We start from the raw sequence: 20,788 nt of genomic DNA, 5'->3' as shown, positions 1-20,788 counted from the left end.
CTTTGAGGATTACAGGATCGAGAGGTGTACGTGGTTCGTGTGGTCGCTGGAGGGATCGCCGGCGACGCCGCTGTAATGGTGCCAGCCGACGGCGGGCGTCCAGATCTCCTTGAACCAGATCACGTACATCACGCCGAGCGCATTCGCGTTCTTGACGAAGTACGCGGCAAGCGTGCTGCCGTAGACGAAGTCGTCACCGGAGGCCACGCCGCCGAATCCCGATTTCGTCTGTACCGAGAAGTCGCAGGCCCGGCCCTTGGGGTGCTCGTACGGCCCGCTCGGGCGGAAGCACGCCACGAACCGCTTGAAGTTGTCCTTCTGCGCCTCCTGCATCGCGTGCAGCATGCGCGGGGTGATGCAGCCGGTCGTCGTGGGGTCCTTGACGCTGCACGATTCCTTCGGCAGCGCGCCGGTGGATGTGCGGGGCACCGGGTCGGCGGTCGGCAGGTTGGCGGTGACGAAGCCCTTGCTCGGCCCGCCGGCCAGCTTCAGGGCGTTCTCCGCGTCCTTCTTCTTCTGCTCCATCGTCTGGACCTGCTGCTGCTGCGCGGCGACCTCGTCCTCGAGCGCCTTCTTCTGCGCGGCCTGGCTGTCCTTGAGCTGCTTGAGCTGGTGCAGCAGGTTGTCGTTGTGGTGGGCGATCTGGTTGATGGTGCCGGCCCGTTCGGCGAAGCCGTCCGGACTGCCGGAGTCCATCAGCGCGGCGAACGTGGTGAGCGGGCCGGTGCGGTAGGCCGCGACGGCGATCGAGGCCACCTGGTCCTGCACCGTCGCGAGCTGGGCCTCGGTCGCCTGCAGCTGCGCGGTGAGCTCGCCCTGGCGCTTGACCGAGGCGTCGAACTTCTCTTTCGCCTCGGACCAGGCCCGGGTGCTGTCCTCGAGCACGGAGCCCAGGGTGGGGTTCGCGCTCGAGCCCTCGTCGCCGGTGTCACCGCCGGGCTCGGCCGCGGCGGGCGTGGCGGCGAGCCCCCCGAGCACGAATGCCGCCAGCAGCGCGACCATCAGGCGCCGGTAGGGATGTCGCAATGACATCTTGTTCGCTGTTCCTTCCGTCGGCCGCCGACCGAGTTAGCTGACGGGTTCGGGACGGAACGACCCCTACCACCCTTCGGAAGAAGGGCGGATTCACCCCAACGTTACGGTGGGTCCCCGGCTCGCCACAGTGCGGCGATTAGGCGGCAGCCTCGCCCGGCACCGGGGGCGGTGCCCTCGTGGACGTGACCGTGGGTCACTGTACCCAGGGTGCCGAATTCGCGCACCGGACGGTTTGTCCTCTTCCAGTTGAAGACACGCCGCAGTGACGTAGATCACCGTCGGGCCGCATGCCTCAAGACAACCGTAAATATTCTTCATAAAAAGATGACGTTCGCTCCTTCACGCCCCTCCGCCTGGTCGGATGGGCAGGTCAGACGACCTGGGTAAGGAGTGATCAACGGTGTCGAGAGTGCGCCTGTGGGCGATGCTGGCCGCGGTGACCGTCGTGGGCGGGGTGGTCGCGGTCTTCAACATGCTCCCCGCGTCGGCCGCGTCCTGCAGCCCCGCCTGGCAGGCCTCGGCGGTCTACACCGGGGGCGCGACGGTCTCCCGCAACGGCCACAACTTCCTCGCCAAGTGGTGGACGCAGAACGAGGCGCCCCCCGGTACGACCGGCGTCTGGCAGGACCAGGGCTCGTGCGGCGGCTCGACCCCGCAGCCCCCGACCCAGACCGGCACCGCGGGCGGCTGCAGCTTCCCGGCGTGGGTGCAGGGCCGCAACTACGCGACCGGGGACATCGTGAAGTTCACGGACGGTAACTTCTACGTCGCCGAACATGACAACCCGGGCTACAGTCCGGTGATCAGCACCTGGTACTGGGACCCGTACGCGTGCACCGGCACCGGTGGTGGAACTGGTGGGACGACTCCTCCCCCCTCGAACGGCTCCTTCGTCGTGAGCGAGGCGCAGTTCAACCAGATGTTCCCGGGCCGGAACTCCTTCTACACGTACTCGGGCTTGGTGGCGGCGCTGTCGGCGTACCCCGGCTTCGCGAAGACCGGCTCGGACGACGTGCGCAAGCAGGAAGCGGCCGCGTTCCTGGCGAACGTGAACCACGAGACGGGCGGCCTGGTGTACGTGGTGGAGCAGAACACCGCCAACTACCCGCACTACTGCGACACGAGCCAGTCCTACGGCTGCCCGGCCGGCCAGTCCGCGTACTACGGCCGCGGCCCGATCCAGCTGTCGTGGAACTTCAACTACAAGGCCGCGGGCGACGCGCTGGGCATCGACCTGCTGCACAACCCGAACCTCGTGCAGACCGACTCGGCCGTGGCCTGGAAGACCGCCCTCTGGTACTGGAACACCCAGAGCGGCCCGGGCACCATGACCCCGCACAACGCCATCGTCAACGGCGCCGGCTTCGGCGAGACGATCCGGAGCATCAACGGCAGCCTGGAGTGCGGCGGCCGCAACCCGGCACAGGTGCAGAGCCGCGTGTCGGCGTACCAGCGCTTCGTGTCGATCCTGGGCACGGGCGTGGGGGCCGGCTCCCTGTCCTGCTGATTCAGCGCTTCCTTCCGAACCTGGCGGCGGCCCTCCCTGGGGTGTGGGGGGCCGCCGCCGGGTCGTTCAGGCCCTCCTTCATTTGCGGACCGACGCCGGGCGGTCAGGTGCGGCGCTCCGGCTCCTTCTCCTCCACGACCGCCAGCACGCGGGACGGCAGCGTGACGACCTGGGCCAGAACGGCGAGCGCCGGGAACGCCAGCGCGAGGACCGTGTTACCGGCGATCAGCGCGGCCGACGGATGCGTCCAGTCCTGAGCGCTGCCCGATGCGCCACCGGCGCCGTAGAGCGCCAGCACCACGCAGGCGACGTACGCGTAGGCGGTGGACGTCACGAGCGTCCCCCACCGTCGCCGGAACCGGGGCCACGCGCCCACCAGGAGAACGGCGACGAGCATCACCCACCGGTAGACCGCCGCGACCGCCACCAGCCACCCCGGCACACTCGACGTCCGGCGAAGATCGTCGAGGTACTCGATAGCCGTCGCGCCGACGTGGTAGCTGACGATGAGCGCGATGACGTACGTGGTCACGACGTAGAACCGGGTCATCCGGCCGGAGGTCGTGTCCCCGGCGTCGATGAGCCAGCAGATGCCCGCGAAGATGCCCAGCGCGCCGAGCCCGAGCAGGCCGCTCGCGTACAGCGTCTCGGTCCAGGCCCGCCCGCACACCCGCTCACCGGCGATGACCCCGAAGAGGAACGCGTCGAACGCGAGGACGAGAAACGAGCTGCCGAACGTCACCAGCGCATTCGTGCGCCGCACCTGATCGCCGGCCCCGGACAGCAGGACCACGATCCCGGCGAACACCAGCCCGGCCAGCACCCCGGCAAACGCCGAGTGCACCGGCGCGGAGACGATCGGGCTCCACTCCAGCTCGGCGCATTCCCCGTCCATGCCAGCAGTGTGACGCCCGCCAGCAAGCCGTTACGCTCCGTCACGACCGCTGGCCGCGATCGACCGTAAGCTGCAGAAACACGGCCGGCCGGAAAGTCGTTGCGGCCATCAGCGGACCGCCCGGTACCCTGTACAGCGCGGGCTGCTAGCTCAATGGCAGAGCTGCGGACTTTTAATCCGTAGGTTCAGGGTTCGAGTCCCTGGCGGCCCACCGACCGCACCATTGTGCGAACCCGTAACCTGTCTTGGTTGGTGCCCCCGTCCGGGTTGGGCGGGGGCATTGGCGTGTCTTGGGTGGGGATCTTGAACACGGGGACGACTCCCTGGTCGGTGAGTTGGACTTCGGCGATGAGGGCTTCGATGGCGGCTTTGCGGGCGGCAGTAGTTCCGGTGGCCATGACCTGCTGCAGGTAGGTCCGGACGTGAGCGAGCGTGTCGGGTTCCGGCGCTGCAGGTTGGGTGGCGAGTTCGGTGTCGAGTTGGGCGTGTCGGGCCTGTTGCTGGGCGAGTTGGTCGCGGAGTTCGCGGATGCGGGGTCCGGCGCTGGTGTCGTCCATGGTTCCGGCCTCGAACGCGGCGTGGTACCGGTTGATGGCGGCTTCGGTGGCGGTGATGCGGGTGGAGAGGGTGGCGAGTTCGGCGTGCCGGTCGTCGGTGGTGTCCTCGCGCTGGGCGGTGGCACTTTCGATCATGGCGATGAGGACAGGGTCGGTGTTGGCGTAGAAGTCGTGGAGGGCTTGTAGGACGAGTTGGTCGATGTCGTCGGCGGCGATGCGTGGGGCGGTGCAGGTGGCGGCTTTGCCGTAGCGGGTGCGGGTGAAGCAGGTGTAGTAGCGATAGCGGCGGGTGCGGCCGTTTGCGGAGGTGCCGATGTAGCGGTGGCCGCATTGGGGACAGGTGAGCAGGCCGGTGAGGTAGTAGTCGGAGTCGCTCATGGCGCGCTGGGTCTGGGTGTCGCCGCGGGCGTTGGCGATCTGTTGGGCGATGGCGTAGGTGGCGCGGTCGATGAGTGGTTCGTGGGCGTCGGGGACGTATACGTCGCCGTAGGCGATGTCGCCGGTGTAGGCGGGGTTGTCGAGGATGCGGTTGATGGTGTAGCCGGCCCAGGGGCTGCCGGTGCGGCTGCGGACGCCGCGGGTGTTGAGGGCGTCGGCGATGGCTCGGGTGCCGAGCCGGTCCTGGGTGTAGAGGCGGAAGATCTCGCGCAGAGTTGGTGTCTCCTCGGGGTGGGGGACGAGTGTGTGGGTGCGGGGTTCGACGAGGTAGCCGTAGGGTCGGGTGCCGCCGGCCCATTTGCCTTTGTTCGCTTTCGCGGTCATGCCACTTTTCACCCTGTCGATGATGATGTTGCGTTCGAATTCGGCGAAGACGGCGAGGAGTTGCAGCATCATGCGGCCGAAGGGTCCGCCGGTGTCGACGGGTTCGGTGGCGGAGGAGAATCTGACGCCGGCTTGTTCGAGTTGGTTGATGAGGTCGAGGAGGTTGGCGACGCTGCGGCTGAATCGGTCGAGTCGGTAGACGAGGAGCACGTCGAAGAGTCCGGCTTTCGCGGCTTGGAGAGCTTTCTGGAGTCCGGGTCGTTCGGTGGTCGCGCCGGAGGCGTCGTCTTCGTATTCCGCGACGATGGTCCAGTCGTCTTTTGCGGCGACGTATTTGTTGAGGGCCGCGCGTTGGGCGTCGAGGGAGAAGGGTTGGTGTTCGTCGTCGGTGGAGCGGCGGATGTAGACGCAGACGCGGCAGGGGCCGGTCCGTTCCGGTGGGGTGCCGGCGGTGGTCGCGCGTCGGCCGCGGCGTTTGGGTGGGCTGGTGGGGTGGCCTGTCATCAGGCTGGTCCTCCATGGTCGGGGGTGGACCCGGTGGCGGCCCGGCGTGGGCCGCCACCAGGGACACCTGGCTTTGCGGTTAGGGAAAGAGTTCGGGGTGTGCGCGCCGGAATTGGTTGAGCAGGACACCGAGGGCTTTTCCGGCTTTGTCGAGGTCTTCGTCGGTCATGGATATGGTGTCGACACGGGCGATGCACATTGGAATCGACGGCGGTTTCTTCCGGCGGATAGCGGTGGAGTGGTTTGTACCACCGTGGCGTGTGGTGGTACCGGGATGCGGATCGTCAGGATAGCTCCGGACGGCGTTTTCGTGGTGGGGCGTTTTCGCCACGGTCCTCCGAAAAGCGTGAATGCTGTCTGGGGTCGGAGTCCTGGGTTCATCTGTTTCCTTTCTTGCGCGAGATACGCGACGATGTGGAATACGGAAGTGCGATTGACGGGTCCGCAGGTTGCTTGTGGTGAGCGGCGCGGAAGGTACCTCCGATGTCCGGTGCTGGGAAGGGTTTGGCGCTCTCAGGGCGCTGTCAACGGGTCACGGCGCACGGCTGACAGCCGCTGACAGTGCGCCGCCGGCCACCATTCCACGAGTGCGGTGCCGGGGTGGGTGCGGGCGTGGGCGGCGAGGTCGGTGAAGAACCCGTTCACGCCGAGCAGGTGCGGGAGGTTCGCCCGGCGGGTCAGGTGTAGCCGCCGGGTGCGGGCCTGGGTGCGGCGGGGCGGGTCGTCGCCGCGCTGCGCGGCGACGACCTCGACGCCGAGTTGGTCCAGGACGTAGTGGTAGGGGTAGGAACCGCCGTCGGGTTTCTGCGGCCGGAACCGGTCCAGCACATGGAGGCGGGTGAGGCGGTGCAGCCGTTCCTGGGCGTAGTCCAGGGACGGGAACAGCGCACCGGCGATCTGGAACGACGTCAGCACACCGTGCTCGGCGAGCCAGCCGAGCAGGAGGTGGTCCCGGTCGGTCAGGCTGGACTGCACCCGCAGCACCGGATCGGTCATCGGCACGCACCGTCCATGGCAGGTCCTACCCGAGGGAGGACCCGACCAGACGGGTCAGTCGCGGCGCGACCGGCGACGCTGACAGCCGCCGCTGGCTGCGTTGTGAGCCGATCGGCGGGGTCCGTCCGGGTGTCCAGTTCAAGACGGACGCCGACGCGGACAGCGAGCCGGAGACCCGCCCGGAGACCAAGACCGGAACCGTCGCCGTGTGGACGTTGAGGGAAGGTTGGATGGGGCAGCAACACGAACACTCCTGATCATCGGAGACTGGGGGTCTGCCCGGTGCTGGAGGCGATTCCGGGCAGGTGGTGGCCTGCCGGGTAACGCCCGGCCGGGCGGTTGCGGTGCAGGCGGATCCACTGTGGAGTTCTCAACGAACGTGCCGTCCGGCGTGCCGGCGGCAGGGTTGGGCAGCGTTCATCGGCACGACCGCGGTCAGCGGGCGCGCGGGAATAGGGCAACAACGGCGACGGCGGCCGACGTGACGGCCGCTCAGGCAAGGCAACCATCCGAGCCGGGCGCGGGCGTACGGCGCACGCCGTTCGGCTGGCTGCGGCTCAGCTCGCCGGGAACGGATCCTTCATCGCGGTCCTCCTGTCGTCGATCGGACCACCGTCGGCGGGCACCCGGACCGGGGCCTTGAACGACCGCGAGCGCCCACGAGGAGCGCCCACAGATCGACCGATATGGCCCGGCGAACGAGACCGCCGCACGGGGGACGTGCTTCCAGTAGGCACCAGCTCAGTCGCTCGGTCAAGAGACTCGACACGACTATTTCGCAGAGAGTATTGACGCCAGTCCTGGCTGGTGCTAAGAGAAGCCGATCGGTGCTGATTGGTGCTCACCCGTCCGCCTGCGTCCACGGACATCGATGTGCCAAATTTCGCGCCATCAACGGCCACAGGCCAATGGCGTCGTCGAGATCGACCCATCCCGGTCGCCGGCCGAAGGTACGGACATGGCAAGCGCGTCGGCAGCAGCGACGCCGTCGAGCAGCCACGGCCCATGACCGGCACGACTTGACCCGGATCGAAAGTCAAGCGTCGATCTGTGTGCTGCCACCCGGCAGCCGGCCCCTCTGCACACCCGCACCGCGCTGCTGGCGTCGACGGCTGCCCGGATGCCAGCGACGCGGGAGACGACGCCATGCCCACCACCACGACCGGCCACCGCCAGCACCCCTCCGCCGACGTGCCCGTCCCCGACGACGTCGTCGACATCTTGCTGTGGCGGCTCGCGTTCGACGTCGCGGTCGAACACCAACGCGGCCCGGACGGCAACTGCACCAACCTGCGCTGCACCAGCGAACGCGGTCCATGCGCCGCCGCCAGGCAGGCCCAGCGAGCGTTGCACCTGGCACGCCGCCGACCGGCGCCAGCGCCGCCCGCCCCACCCCGCCACGCGCCAGCCAGCCACCAGCCGACAACCGCCGTCGGCCAAGCCCCAGTCCCAGTCCCAACGTCGGCCGCTTCACCGACTGGTTCACCAGCGCCGCCACCGCCGTCAACGACTGGCGTCCCCACCGCTACCTCCCCCGGCGCATACCCGGCGCCGCCCTCGCCACGGCGTGAAGGCGCGGGCAGCCGTCCGCGGCCCGCCAATCCCATCCTTAACCGCGCAGCCGTCCACGGGCTGCGCGGTCATTTGTCTACGCAACCCTGGACTGCGCTGGTCCTGGGCGTGCGCGGTCGCGACTGGATATAGGGCATTGGGCGCCCCCTCTCGGCGGCCACCTACTCCCGCTGCTCGCCGCTGGCCTGGCTGCCGCTGGTGCCCTCCGAGCCCGCTGCGCTCAGGGCTTGGCGGGCTGATGCGAGGCGTGCCAAGCCCACGCACAACGGCGGAATGGCCGGGAGCGCCCGCTTGCCCACTCAGACTAGCTCCGCCATGGCACGCCACGTCGCGTCAGCAGATGCTCGCGGAAGGAATAGCTCCCGCCTTGGTTCCCGTAGGTGCCAGGGTCGGTCTGTGTTCCCGGCCTCCAGCTCTGCGATTTCGATGTACTCGTTGGTGCCGTCGGGATCCGCCACCTTGGAGATGAACAGGCTGACGCGGGGATCGTCAGTCTGAACCACGAATGGCTCGGACCGGTGGTACTCATCCATCTCCGGGCTGTACGCGGTGCATACCGTACGGACGCACCAATTCGGATGCGGCTCTTCGCTCATGATCGCTCCTGGCTCGCCGATAAGGGGGCAGGGCGCGGCGGCCTCATGCTCGCATCTACAGACCATCGAACCCGCGGTCAACCTACATCACATAGTGATGCAGGCGATACCCAGTGATGCAGGTTCCGTGAGCAACGGGGCAGGGTGCGCACGTGCCTCTGAAGAACGACGGGACGCCGTACTACCGCCAGGTGGCGGCGGATCTACGCGCGCAGATCGGGGCAGGCACTCTGAAACCGGGCGACAAGCTCCCGAGCACCCAGCAACTGCGCGACATCTACGGGGTCAGCGGAACCGTCATTCAGTTCGCCATGGTCGAGCTCAAGGCGCAGGGCCTGGTGGTCGGCCAGCCGGGACGCGGCGTGTACGTGGCAGAGCGGCCAGCCTGAGCCGCTCAGCATCGAGGCGGCGCTGAGCGAGCCGTCCGTCTTCGTCCGCACAGTTTTCGGCACCTAAGGCCGCTGGCGGTAGACGGCCACCACAGGAGCGTAGCTTTCGATCGTCGTCGAGTCCTCGTACCGCGCGGATCTGCGGGGACCATCCCGGCTGTCGCCCGGGCTGGACGTAGCGATCCCAAACGTCGTCAGCGCTGCGCGGGGACGACAAACTGGGACGACCGGGGCGCGGGCACCCCCCGAGGAGCACCCCCGCACGTGCAGAGACGACCGGGGTCGTGTACGCCACGGGTCGCTCCCTAGTCCGAGCACCCCCGCGCGTGGTGGGGACGACGCCCAGTCCATCCAGGCCACCTCGAATATCGAGGGAGCACCCCCGCGCGTGCGGGGGCGTTGTATACCCCTGCGGGCACCTCCCATGAACTCGTCCGCACCGAGGCCATCATCGCCTCAAGGGCATAGGCTTCGGCGGGCTGCCGCCAGCGCACGGAGCCGATGTATGACGGGTGTTGTCACCGATACCACCTTATGGGGTTGCCGGAGCCCACTCGCTGGCGAAGGTCTCCATCTGCTTGATGACCAGGTCGACAGCCTCGCGCTCCTCGTCCGGCGGGTAATCGAACTTCGCGAGCAGGCGGCGGATGACGGTGCGGAGCTTGGCGCGGACTGGTTCGCGGGAAAGCCAGTCCACGCTAAGTTCCTTGTGGATCGTGGTCACCAGTGCACGGGCGATCTCCGCGAGGATGTCGTCGCCCATGAGCGCCTTCGCCATGCCATGGTTCGCGACGGCGTCGTAGAAGGCGAGTTCGGCGTGGTTCAGGGGCGGATCGAACTGCTCACCGCGGCGGGCATCGGCGGAGACATCCCTGGCCATCGCGACCAGCTCGGCGATCATCTGGGCGCTGGTGAGCTGTTGCTTCATGTAGCGCACCATCAGGTCTTGAAGTCGCTTGGCGAAGCTCTCCTGACGGATGATGTTGTGCCGGGTCACCTCCCGCATCTTCTGCTCGATCAGGCGGCGGAGCGCCTCGATCGACAAGTGCGGAGTCTCTGAATCCACCAGTCGGCGCAGCTGCACTTCGTTGAGCTGCGTGATGTCGAGCTGACCAATGCCGGCCTCGGCATATAGGTCAGTGATCGCCTCGGCGTCGACGACGGACGCGGCCAGTTGTGACAGGTAGAGGTTGACCTCGGCGGGCAGCGGTAGTCCGCTTGCTTCCCGTTCAGCGGCATCGAGCTTGACCATCCAGGCGCGCACCTCGACGAAGAACACGATGTCGTGTCGCCACGTCTCGAGATCGTCGAATCGGTCGGAGAGCTCTCGGCTCATTGAGCATAGGGCGTAGAAGCGTTCCAGCCTTCTGGCGCTCTCACGGAACCGTGCGCCGAGCGCCTTGGCGCCGGGCTCGACAGTGTTGCCCGGAGTGCGCGGATCCCGCAGATGGTTGGCGACCATGCGCAGTGTGTGGATCCGGGGCTTCGGATGCGTCGTGTCAGCCAGCAGTGCCCGCCAGCCAATGCCGGCGAGCATGCCGCAGATGGTCGAGTGTTCGTTGCGGACCTCGGTGATCGCACGGTCGAGGTCGCGCCCGAGCGTCTGATCCTGGCGGTCCCCGGGGCTGTACTCGGCGAGCGCCTCGCGCAGGTTCTCGGTGAGCGGCGCATAGCCGACCAGGAGACCGTCCTGCTTGCCGTTGAATCGGCGGTTGACCCGGGCGAGCGCCTGCATCAGGTTCGCGCCCCGCATAGGGCGGTCCATGTAGATGGTATGGATCGGTGGCGCGTCGTAGCCGGTGAGCAGCATTGAGTGGACGATGAGCAGTTCCAACTCGTCGTCCGAGTCCTTGGCCCGCGCCTGGACGACCTTGTGCTGGGACGGTCGCAACGAATGTCTGCGCAGGTGCGGCTTGTCGGCTGGAATGCTGTGGAAGACGATCTTCATCTTGCCCTTGTCGACCGCATCGTCGACCCAGGCGGGCCTTAGCACGGCGAGCGCGTCGAAGATCGCGACGCAGATCTCACGGGTCGCGCAGACGATCATCGCCTTACCCGGGCCGCCCAACTGCGGGCGCATGCGCAGCGACCGCTGCTCCCAGTGCGCCACAAGGTCCTCCGCGAGGGTTCGGACCCGATCTGGCGCACCGTAGATGTTGTTCATCGCCGTCGCGTACTTCTCGGCCCGCTGACGCTCGGCATCGTTCATACCGGCGGTCAGTGTGTTGGCCCGCTCGTCGATCGTCTCGGGATCGACGTCCTTCGGCAGTGAGACCGGGATGATCCGCGGCTCGTGGTAGACCCGCACGGTCGCCTCGTCGTCCACCGCCCGCTTGAGGTCGTAGATGTCGATGTAGCCACCGAATACCTTTTGGGTGTTGGCATCGGCCTTCGAGATCGGCGTACCCGTGAAGGCGATCAGTGTGGCCTTCGGCAGGGCCTGACGGAGGTGTCGCGCATATCCGTCGAGACTGTCGTAGTGGCTGCGGTGCGCCTCGTCGACGATGACCAAGATGTTGGTGCGGTCGGACAGCATCGGATGATCCGTGCCGGTCTCCCGCTCCTCCAGGGTCCGGCCGAACTTCTGCAAGGTCGTGAAGACAATCCCGCCGGTACGCCGGATGCGCAGCTCTTCGCGCAGCTCTTCACGGGTGGAAACCTGCCGCGGATCCTGGCCGAGCAGGTCCTTGCTGTCCTGGAACGTGTCGAAGAGCTGGTCGTCGAGGTCGTTGCGGTCGGTGACCACGACGATGGTTGGGTTGTTCAGCGCTGGATGCTTGGACGTCAGGGCGGCGGTGCACACCATCTCTTCGGACTTGCCGGAGCCCTGGGTGTGCCAAACGACGCCGGCCTGCCCGTTGCTGCGGGAGGCCTTCACAATCGCGGCAATGGCCTTGGCGACGGCGAAGTACTGATGTGCCTTGGCGATCCGCTTTCCCTTGGGTGTGAAGTTCACGAACCCCTCGGCGAGTTCCAGGAACTGTCGCTGGGTGAAGAGTCCATGCAGCGCGACGGTCAGCGCCTCCTCACCGTCGTACTCCGGCGAGTTGGTGTCGACGCGCTTGCCTGCCTCGTCCACGTTCCATGGGGCGAAGTGCTCGTACGGAGTGAACGGTGTGCCGTACTTCGCGGTGATGCCGTCGGAGATCAGGCACAAGACGTTGTACCGGAAGGCGAGAGGGAACTCTTCGACGTAGGTCTGTAGCTGGGCATGCGCGTCGCGGAGGGTTGTCTTCTCATCGCTGGCGCTCTTGAGCTCGACGACCGCCAGCGGTAGGCCGTTGACGTAGAGTACGACGTCGAACCGGCGATGATGGTCTCCGTCCATGACGATGACCTGGCTGACCGCGCGATACGTGTTGCGGTTCGGATCCCGGAGGTCGACCAGCCGAATAGTCGGGTTGTGTTCGGCACCAAACTCGTCGGTGTAGACAACCGCGCGAATGCCGTGGACTAGGTACTCATGCGCGTCACGATTCTCCGGCAGCGCCTCCCGAGATTTCGGGGAGGTTGCGATGCTCAATGCCTCACGGACGGCCGACGATGGCAGGGCAGGGTTGAGGCGCTCGATCGCCGTGCGCAGCTCATCGACAAGGGTCACATCGGTCCAGCTTGCACGGCTGCCCGAGCCGGGTGCGACTTCCTTGCCGAGTCGGGGCTCCCAGCTGAGTTCTGCCAACTCGTCCAGCGTGAGCGCCTCCCAGCTGGACTCGCTCATCTTGCCGTCGTCGTTCATACAGCGTCCTCTACGACTTGTTCGGCACGCTTGGCATGCAACCGTCCGGACATCAACTCTGGCAATAAGGTGTCGCGCAGGTTGGCAAGTATTTGAGATTCAGAGAGGGCCGCGGCTGCCCTTTGCTCAAGAACATCCAGCTCGCTGGCGAGCTTTTCGCAGCTTCCTGTCGGAAGCTTGATTTTCACACTCCCAAGCTTTGTGCGATTCAGCTCGGTTTGGCCGGTCGACCCTTCACCCATGCCTTCAATCTGTGACTGTTCGGCTAGGATCGCAAATGCACCAACAATTGACGGCACGACTTGCTGATTTATCCTAATGATAGTGACATGCGAGTCAACGGTTGCCATCGTTTCGCGCGACCAGATGCCAACCCTGCCAAGCGTTCCGACGCCGGTCGAGTTAACTAGAACGTCATTCTTGAGCAGCTGTCGCTCGGGATCAACGCGAGCCGACTCGGTGTGTCGTGCCGGATCAATGATTACGCGACCATCTCGCACGCACTTCTGATTAACGACCAACATGCCGTGGCCTTGTGTTGTATACCGTGGCGCTTGACCTCGGTTGAGATAGGCGGCGACTTCTCCGATATCCATAACCCTGCCATCAACACTTGTCTCGCGGTGGTGCATGTTAATGGCAAGCTGGCGGGCGGTGGTCGCGATGCGTCTGTTAATCGAGATCTTGTCGTCTAGTGCCGCTAGCGTTGCTACGATCGACCTCTGTTCTGCCATCGAAGGCCGGGGAACATTCAATGATCGGATCGAGGTCAACGGAGTAGCGATGCCAGGCACACCAACCGTCGACGCATTCGCCAGGATGGAGCGCTGCCCTTCGAGGGACTGGAACCAATAGTAGTAGAACTCCGGGACCGCTTGCGACTCATCGAGGCGCGTTTTAACCTGGCTTGAGCCGATTACGTAGCGATTGAACTTCGGCCTGCGTGGAATCATTGAAACTTGCCCAATGGTTCCACGGTGGGTGAAGATTAGATCTCCTGGCTGCACGTTTGCCGACATTAACTCGTCAGCCTTGCCGCTCGTTATATAGACAAATTCCTCATCGGAAAATATGCCGCGTGCGAGGTTCACTCCTCTGACAACCGGAACGCCTGAAGATACGTAGTTTTCCTTCGTGATCTTAGATCCGAAAGGACCCATGGCGAATGCCGACCGGTCCTTGGAGGCTAGAGATTGGTACTCAACCCACTGCCATTCAGTCACAAATCCTCCCCAGCTGTTCGCGTACGACTGCTTCTAGCCGGTCGGCTTCTTCGAACTGACTGAAGAGTGCCTTAGTGAGGCGGTCGATTCGATCCTGAATTGGCTCGGCGTTGGGATCCGGCTCGGTCTCGGCGGGGCCAACATAGCGACCTGGAGTTAGTGCGAAGTCTTGCTTGCGGATCTCCTCGATTGTCCTGGAGTGACAGAAGCCGGAAACATTCTTGTAGCCGACTCCTCTATTGGTCGCTGACTGGGTGCCGCGCCAGGCGTGGAATGTATCGGCTATCTTGGACAAGTCGTCATTGGTGAGGACGCGTTCAGTGCGGTCAACCATCGTTCCCATCGCTTGGGCGTCGATGAAGAGCACCTCGCCGCGCCGGTCGGCAAGCGCTTTGGCCCCCTGGGGGCCTTTGTCCTTATTCAGGAACCACAGACAGGCGGGGATCGCGGTGGTTCGGAAAAGGTTGGCGGGTAATGCAATCATACAGGCGACCAAGTCGGCCTCGATCATTGCGGCGCGAATCTCACCTTCACCTGATTGCTTAGACGACATTGATCCATTGGAGAGTACGACGCCTGCGCTGCCTCGGTCGCCAAGCTTCGAGACGATGTGCTGGAGCCAGGCGTAGTTGGCGTTGCTCTGCGGTGGAGTGCCGTAGCGCCACCGCGGATCGGTAGTCTTGCGCGCCCAGTCGGACATGTTGAACGGCGGGTTCGCCATGATGAAGTCGGCCTTGAGGTCAGGCAACTTGTCCTCGGCGAAGGTGTCGGCCCAGCGGTTGCCGATGCCTTCGGGGTCGATGCCGTGGATAGCGAGGTTCATTTTCGCCAGGCGCCAGGTGCGTTCGTTCGCCTCTTGGCCGTAGATGGCGATGTCGTGGGTGTGGTCGCGGCCGGCATGCGCGGCGACGAACTTCTTTGCCTGCACGAACATTCCGCCCGAGCCGCAGCACGGGTCGTAAACGCGCCCCTCGTACGGTTCCAGCACCTCGACCAGCAGCTTGACCACACTTGCCGGGGTGTAAAACTCGCCTGCGCGCTTACCCTCCGCCCGGGCGAACCTCTCCAAAAAATACTCGTAGACCTCACCGAGTACGTCCTGCGCGGGTCGGTTGCCGTGGCCGGTGAATCTGGCGTCGCTGATGAGGTCGACCAACTCCTTGAGGCGCCGTTTGTCGACGTTGTCCCGGTTGAAAATCTTCGGCAGCACGCCTGTAAGGACCGGGTTGTGCTTCATGATCTCGTCCATGGCGTCGTCGAGAAGCCGGCCTACGCCATCGTCCGTGCTCGCGGCCTGTTCGGAGATGGAGTCCCAGCGGGCGACCTCGGGCACCCAGAAAACGTTCTGGCTTGTGTATTCGTCCTTGTCGTCGAGGAACTGGGCGCGCCGCTGCTCGGCGATGGCGTCCAGGCTCTTCTCGATCTCGGCACGCCGCTCAGCGAAGGCGTCCGAGACGTACTTCAGGAACACCAGTCCGAGGACGAACTCCTTGTACTGTGCGGCGTCCATGGAACCCCGCAGCTTGTCGGCGGCCTTCCAGAGGATGTCCTGGATTTCCTTGGTGCTGGAGACCCCGGGCAATTCGTTCTGAACGGGGTTGGCGCGTTTCCGTGGAGGCATCGGCTCATCTTTCCTTCAGGGGGAGTTCTTGCGGCTGCGGGTCCTCGTCGATGCCGGCTACTCCGGCTCGATCGTGGGTGTCTCGATCGTGAGGGTGGCGTCTGCGACACCGGCTAGGGTCAGCCGGCGTAGTTCAGCAAGGGTGTCGACCTGTTGTCGCAGGAGTGAGGCTCGTTGCTCGATCTCGACTAGGAGCGCATCGAGCCTGTCTACCTCGTCCGAGTTCAAGTCGGGGATGCTGAGGCCTTCGACACGTCCAGTAGAGACGCGGGCAATGGTGTCTTTGCCAGGCTCGCGAGCGGTGTTGAGTAATGCCGCCAGGATCCGCCCGGTCAGCGGGTTCTTGGCTGTGGGGTTCACTCGGAGGCCACGGGCCGGGAACTCGATGACGGATGATCCTTCTGAGTCGACCATGGCTGCCCATGTCGGTGTGCTGGTGTAGATGACGTCGCCGGGTTCGGTCAGGATGGTGTGCTCGTACTCGGCGGCCAAGGTGAACCAATCGATTCCCCGCCGGGCGGTCGGGTGGTCTGCGCTGATCTCCGCCGAACCGATCACGCGGTACGTACCGTCCGGTGTGACGTGTGTTGGAGCCAGGCGGTGGCCGGCCAGGCGGGTGATCCGTTTCTTGGTGACGAGTGTGCCGATTGTGGTCCGCGCAGGTTTGGCGCCGGTGCGTCGGACCACCCGGCCGCGTAGCGCGCCGTGTTCTTCGACGTACCGCAGTGTGTCGTTGTGCGCGCGGAGCAGACGGTGCTCAAGTTCGCCGATGAGGGCCGGTCGGTCGTCGATCGCGTGACTGTGTGGGTGCAGCGCCGGTCGGATGAGTGGAGCATGCAGGTTGGCGTTGAGGTCGCCGACCCGCACAATGTGGCCGGTGCGTGGCGCGTGTCCGTCGTCCGGCCGCAAGCCCTCGGCTCGCCACACGAGCAGATCCTCAGCGACGTGGGCCAGGAACCTGTCGCCGAGCGCATGTGTGCTGGCGTCGATGAGCAGTACGTTCCCTCTGGCGGCCGGCACTGGATCGCGGGTCAACACCCACATGGCGGTGCGGTAGCCAGCTCGGAAGGGGACAGCTCCGTTCGGTAGCCCGATGACCGCTTCGACGACGCCGCCGCGCAGCAGCGCGGATCGGCGCTTGGCTTCGTGCGTGCCGGAGAGGGCGTCGATGAGTGCAGTAGCTGGCCCCACCACGATGCCGGTGCTTCCGGATCCGAGCAGGTCGCTGACCCGTTCGACCGCGTCCAGTGCGTCCAACGTGGACCGTTGCTCCGCGGCCTGGTAGGGGAGTTGCGTGACAATGAGGTCCGGATCGGCGATCTGCTCCTCCAATTCGACGCCGACCTGGATGTCGAGGGAGATCTCAGCCACGCCTGCCAGAAGAAGGCGGCGCCGGATGAGCCTTGCCAGCCACTCGTCCGGCTCAGCGGCGAGCACGAGGACTTGTTCGGGATCTTCGGCCTGGCTTGCCAGCGCGGTCAAAAGGTCGCCGGACCGGGCATTGGGGTCGGCAATCCGCACCTGCAACTGGCCGGTGGCTCGATGCTGCACGTCGGCGATCTTCGCGATGAGCTGGGTCAGCTCAGGTGCCAGTGTGTCGGCTGACAAACCGACCAGCCCGAGTCGGTTTCTCGCTGCCAGCAGCCACTCATGTGCCCCGCTGCCGCTGTGGGCGGCCTCGACCAGATTTTCGGCAAGGTAGGCGAGGTCGCCGAGCAGGTTTTCTGCACCGCGGAGTTCGTGGAGGACGAACTCGTCGTCGAAGTCAATCCGCTGCGCGCGGGCGAGCAGCTCTGCGCGCGCGTGGGCTGAATCTGATGCTCCGATGCTGTCGCCAGAGACGAGCGGTCGGCCATCGAGGTGGCGCAGGCACAGGAGGCTGCTGACCAACTCGACGAGTGGGCGAGGGCCGATCCGCTGTGCGTAGGCCGACAGTGCATGGAGGCTTAGCTCCGTCTGGAGTTGCGCGGCGTCGACGTTGCCGCGCCCGGTACGGATGAGCCAGGCGACGACTTCAGCACCATCGAACAGGGCATGTGGGTTGACGCCAGGGTGGGGAGCGGGGAAGTCGACATGTCGACGCTTCCAGTTCGTCACCACAGGCCGCTTGACCTGGGCCATAGCAGCGATCTCGGCCATAGAGACAAGGAAGGGGCCGATCAAGCTCATCGTTGCCCTCCTCTATCGGCGCGGTCAGTGATCGGCGTGTCGCATCGCAAACTATAAAACAAGAACACTCCGCTACGCGCTGCGAGTCTGGTTATCCCCATTATCAGGTCATGCGGTTGCCGCAGAGGAGCTTGCTGTGCTCCATTGGAAACACCCAAGCAGGCGGTGATCACCGCGAATCGGGTAGCGCGCCCCGGGCCCTCCGCTACGAGCGGATTGCCGGAATCGATCCATGAACGTAGCAACACCGCGAAGACCTACGTTTCGCCTGAGACGACCTTGACGCGGGCCAGCAAGCCGCTGGCCCGCGGCGTCGACTGGCGTCACCCAGCTTCTTGAGTGAGAAGGACGATCCGTCAATGCATGAGGCCGCAACTCATTCATCACGGGACCGCAGCGGCAACGCCCGAGCCGACCGGCACGCCGCTGGTGCGAAGCCCGGACGCAACGCCGCGAAGGGCCACCGTACTGCCAGCACCTATCGCACCACTCTTTATCGGATCGACGGCGTTGCGCCGGACCCGAAGGGGCTCCTGCGGGCCCTCAACAATCGGTACCTGCGGGAGCAGGACTTCGAGATCACCCCGACTACCGTCGCCGGCGCCCCTGCGCTGGTGGTGCACGGGTACGTGCCGCGGGAGAAGGCCGACTGGTGCGGCATCATCACCAGGCTCACCGGTGGCAGCGTCGCTGTCGGATACAGCAGTGCCGGAGGCGCGCTGCTCGTCGCCGTGGACGACAAGGTATACGCCCTCACCTACGGCACAGTTGGCCGACACATGATCAACCTGGAGCTCGCCGATCCCGGGTTCGGTATCGCCTTTGCGATCCGCGCCATCGAGCCCGAGCAGATCAGGCGGGTTACCCGCCGTGTGCTCGCCTCCACCGGCCGGGTCGACCGCAGCCTGGTGCCCGGAGGTCAGCACATCCGCCACTACGGCATCGAGCAGTGGGGCGAAATCGTCGGCCAGTTGTGCGGCACCCTCCTTGAGAACGAGCGGCTGACAGTCACCCGATTCGCCAGCCGGCCGGTCTCGATCGCGGGCGCGAACTCGTTGCAGATCCCGCTCAACGTCGACCCGACGGGCCTGCTCGCCGACCTGCGGGAGATCAGCCGCGTCTGCGCTCGCGACACCCCGTCGCCGGAGCTCGAATTCGTTGCACAGGTCCAGCCGTTGCAGACCGGCGTTCGCACCGAAAACCTCGACCAGCAGCTCGACGACCTGCTCGGCGAGAGCGACCCGCAGGCCCTCGGTCTCGCCGTCCCCACGGCGCAGGTCGAGTACGAACCGTTCGCGGCCTCTTATCAGGTCAAGGTGCCGTACCGGCGGACCTATCGCACCGAACTCGACCTCGAAACCATTCTCGAACGGGCACAGAGCAGGCCGGTGGGCAAACGGCTCGATGCGCTGAAGACGGGTGCCATCGCGCTGTGCGCCGATGCCTATGGCGAAGAGTTGCTGTGCCCGCCCACGCCGGCGAACAGGTGGCTCACGGCAGAGATCGCTGTCGGGTCCGCGCACATGATCTACCACGAGGGGAGGTGGTACGAGATCGGAGACCGTCACCTGGACTTCCTGCGTGCCGAGATCGAAGCCCTGCTGAACAGGCCGCCCACCGTTGCTCTGCCACCGTGGACCAGCGGCCTCGCCGATGAGGACGCCTACAACAAGCACGCCGCCGCGTCCGGGCCCGGCTACGTGCTGCTCGACAAGCGGCTGCTGAAGACCCGGCAGCACAAACGAGGACACGGCATCGAGGCGTGCGACCTGCTCGGCCCCGGCAACGAACTGATTCACATCAAGCGGGCGGAGCGGTCTTCCCCGCTCAGCCATCTGTTCCTGCAGGGCGAGGTCGCAGTGGACGCACTGCGCTACGAGGCGGAGGCCCGTGAACGGCTGGTCCAGTTGGTGCATGCCCATGACCCAAGTCATCCGATCGACGTGTCGTTCAAGCCGACCAAGGTCGTCTACGGCATCGCTCTCGGCTCCGGCAGGCGGCTCACCGCCGACACGCTCTTCACGTTTTCGCAGGTCGCCCTCTACCGTGCGGTCCGACGGCTGCGCAGTGACGACATCGACGTGGAGGTCATCGGGATTCCGGGCCACTGACCCAAGATGACTGGGTCGATCTCGTGCAGGCCCAGCCACTAACCCTCGGCAACGGGTCGTGCTGATGGCGGAGTCGGTCGCCGCCGACGTTGCCTGACCTCGATGGACACGACCTCGATGGACACGGCTGGGCCTCGACCCGAGCGCAGCGACTTCTGCCGCTCATGCCACATGGTGCCGAGAGGCCGGCGGGTTCCGGGCGGGTGGTACCTGCTGGAATGCGCCGTCGGCGGGGCGGGTTGGCATCTGCGACTCGGGTGTACTGCTCGGTCGACTGCCTGGTACGCGCGAAGGACGAACTCGCGGAGGGAGCCCGGCGTGGCGTGCTCGCCGCCGAGACGACAGACCGTGATCGGGCCCGGCTGACGGAGATCGCCTGCACGATGATGCACTCCGGGATGACGATCCGTCAGGCCGGGGAGCACCTGCAGATCCCGACCTCGACTCTGCGGCACTGGCTGCGGGAGGCGGGCATCGAACTCTGGTCCAACGGCACGCTGGCCGACCAGGAACCGGCGCCCGCCAAGGCGATGCCAGTAAGCGGAGGGTCTGCGGTCAGCGCGCTCAACGAACTCGCTCAGGCGGGTGTGGTCGGCGACATCCGCTACGAGTTCGAGACACACGGTTGCCGCCGCACGCACCGACCTTCGCCTGCACTGCCTCGCTCGCTCACCTCGGCGAGCGAGCGGCGGCGGGCGACCGAAATCGGCGACACGAAAGCAGCCGCGAAGGCATCGGCAGCCAAGACGTTGCTCGACCAGGTCACGGACTAACGTTGTCCGGAAGTTGCGGGGGCAGCCCAGATCGAGGAGTAGATGCCGATGGCTGTGATCGGGCGCGTCCACTGGCCGGGCTCCAGGGAAGCCGGGGTGGCACAAGGCTTCTCGCGTACTGTCGCGGAGATGGCGGGTTCGATGCGTGTTGCGCTGGCGACGTTCGGTGTTGACGAGTTTGCCCTTCTGCACGCGACTTGTCTGGCAGCTGGCCATGTTCCCGTCGCATACGTGTACTGCCGGTCGATGAAGCCGAACGGCGTCGTTGACGCCCATGCTGCCGCATCGATCGGCGGGATCGTGGGGGCGTTGCCGCCGGGGATGGATCTTCTGGTCCCTGGT

General features: G+C 65.7%; 13 protein-coding genes, 1 tRNA gene, 1 pseudogene and 1 riboswitch. Of the genes and pseudogenes, 6 read left to right on the top strand and 9 right to left on the bottom strand.

All coding sequences use genetic code 11. The annotated features are described in order from the left end of the window. Positions 1-9: 9 nt before the first annotated feature. On the bottom strand, positions 10-1,032 hold the full coding sequence (locus tag AB0B76_RS15290) for a hypothetical protein (RefSeq protein ID WP_360374944.1): 1,023 nt from the start codon (positions 1,030-1,032) through the stop codon (positions 10-12). Positions 1,033-1,041: 9 nt separating this feature from the next. Then, positions 1,042-1,188, bottom strand: a riboswitch (cyclic di-AMP (ydaO/yuaA leader). A 247-nt stretch (positions 1,189-1,435) separates the two neighbouring features. Here AB0B76_RS15290 and AB0B76_RS15285 point away from each other — a divergent pair. Next, positions 1,436-2,542 (top strand): glycoside hydrolase family 19 protein, encoded by a 1,107-nt coding sequence (locus AB0B76_RS15285; RefSeq protein WP_360374942.1) that lies wholly within the window; start codon positions 1,436-1,438, stop codon positions 2,540-2,542. A gap of 103 nt (positions 2,543-2,645) precedes the next feature. On the opposite strand, the gene AB0B76_RS15280 is transcribed toward AB0B76_RS15285, so the two are convergent. Beyond that, entirely contained in the window at positions 2,646-3,437 is a 792-nt protein-coding gene (locus AB0B76_RS15280) for a hypothetical protein (protein ID WP_360374940.1), read from the bottom strand. A 139-nt stretch (positions 3,438-3,576) separates the two neighbouring features. Here AB0B76_RS15280 and AB0B76_RS15275 point away from each other — a divergent pair. Next, a tRNA-Lys gene (locus AB0B76_RS15275) sits at positions 3,577-3,648 on the top strand. Here AB0B76_RS15275 and AB0B76_RS15270 read toward each other — a convergent pair. The 3 genes and pseudogenes from AB0B76_RS15270 to AB0B76_RS15260 form a co-directional block, all read right to left on the bottom strand. Further along, positions 3,623-5,260: a recombinase family protein gene (locus AB0B76_RS15270; RefSeq protein WP_360374938.1), complete on the bottom strand. Its 1,638-nt coding sequence runs from the start codon at positions 5,258-5,260 to the stop codon at positions 3,623-3,625. The two genes, AB0B76_RS15275 and AB0B76_RS15270, sit on opposite strands and share 26 nt — an antisense overlap. Before the next feature lie 552 nt (positions 5,261-5,812). Next, a pseudogene (locus tag AB0B76_RS15265) lies at positions 5,813-6,256 on the bottom strand (replication-relaxation family protein); the annotation flags it as partial. Between the two features lie 891 nt (positions 6,257-7,147). Next, positions 7,148-7,609, bottom strand: coding sequence for a hypothetical protein (locus tag AB0B76_RS15260; RefSeq protein ID WP_360374936.1), 462 nt, complete (start codon positions 7,607-7,609; stop codon positions 7,148-7,150). Positions 7,610-8,576: 967 nt separating this feature from the next. Between AB0B76_RS15260 and AB0B76_RS15255 the strand changes: the two genes are divergently transcribed. After that, positions 8,577-8,813 carry a winged helix-turn-helix domain-containing protein gene (locus AB0B76_RS15255; protein WP_360374934.1) on the top strand — a complete coding sequence of 79 codons (237 nt, stop codon included), beginning with the start codon at positions 8,577-8,579 and terminating at the stop codon, positions 8,811-8,813. 532 nt (positions 8,814-9,345) lie between these two features. On the opposite strand, the gene AB0B76_RS15250 is transcribed toward AB0B76_RS15255, so the two are convergent. The 4 genes from AB0B76_RS15250 to AB0B76_RS15235 are packed head-to-tail and all read right to left on the bottom strand — an operon-like array spanning position 9,346 to position 17,562. Next, entirely contained in the window at positions 9,346-12,549 is a 3,204-nt protein-coding gene (locus tag AB0B76_RS15250) for a type I restriction endonuclease subunit R (RefSeq protein WP_360374932.1), read from the bottom strand. Then, positions 12,546-13,772 carry a restriction endonuclease subunit S gene (locus tag AB0B76_RS15245; protein ID WP_360374930.1) on the bottom strand — a complete coding sequence of 409 codons (1,227 nt, stop codon included), beginning with the start codon at positions 13,770-13,772 and terminating at the stop codon, positions 12,546-12,548. Before AB0B76_RS15245 ends, AB0B76_RS15250 begins: the two co-directional genes overlap by 4 nt. After that, complete coding sequence (locus AB0B76_RS15240; protein WP_360374928.1) at positions 13,765-15,393, bottom strand: class I SAM-dependent DNA methyltransferase; 1,629 nt, start codon at positions 15,391-15,393, stop codon at positions 13,765-13,767. The genes AB0B76_RS15245 and AB0B76_RS15240 overlap by 8 nt, the downstream gene beginning before the upstream one ends. 57 nt (positions 15,394-15,450) lie before the next feature. Further along, positions 15,451-17,562, bottom strand: coding sequence for an N-6 DNA methylase (locus tag AB0B76_RS15235; RefSeq protein ID WP_360374926.1), 2,112 nt, complete (start codon positions 17,560-17,562; stop codon positions 15,451-15,453). 359 nt (positions 17,563-17,921) lie between these two features. On the opposite strand from AB0B76_RS15235, the gene AB0B76_RS15230 reads away from it, so the two are divergent. The 3 genes from AB0B76_RS15230 to AB0B76_RS15220 form a co-directional block, all read left to right on the top strand. After that, positions 17,922-19,673, top strand: a complete 1,752-nt coding sequence (locus tag AB0B76_RS15230; RefSeq protein WP_360374925.1) for a DUF6119 family protein — start codon at positions 17,922-17,924, stop codon at positions 19,671-19,673. Between the two features lie 323 nt (positions 19,674-19,996). Continuing rightward, positions 19,997-20,446, top strand: coding sequence for a hypothetical protein (locus AB0B76_RS15225; protein WP_360374923.1), 450 nt, complete (start codon positions 19,997-19,999; stop codon positions 20,444-20,446). 48 nt (positions 20,447-20,494) lie between these two features. Beyond that, a partial coding sequence (locus AB0B76_RS15220) for a hypothetical protein (RefSeq protein WP_360374921.1) occupies positions 20,495-20,788 on the top strand: 294 nt, incomplete at its 3' end.

This window comes from Dactylosporangium sp. NPDC049140, assembly GCF_040648435.1.
The sequence above is the reverse complement of the archived record's forward strand: the minus strand, read 5'-3'. Positions and strand labels throughout refer to the sequence as shown.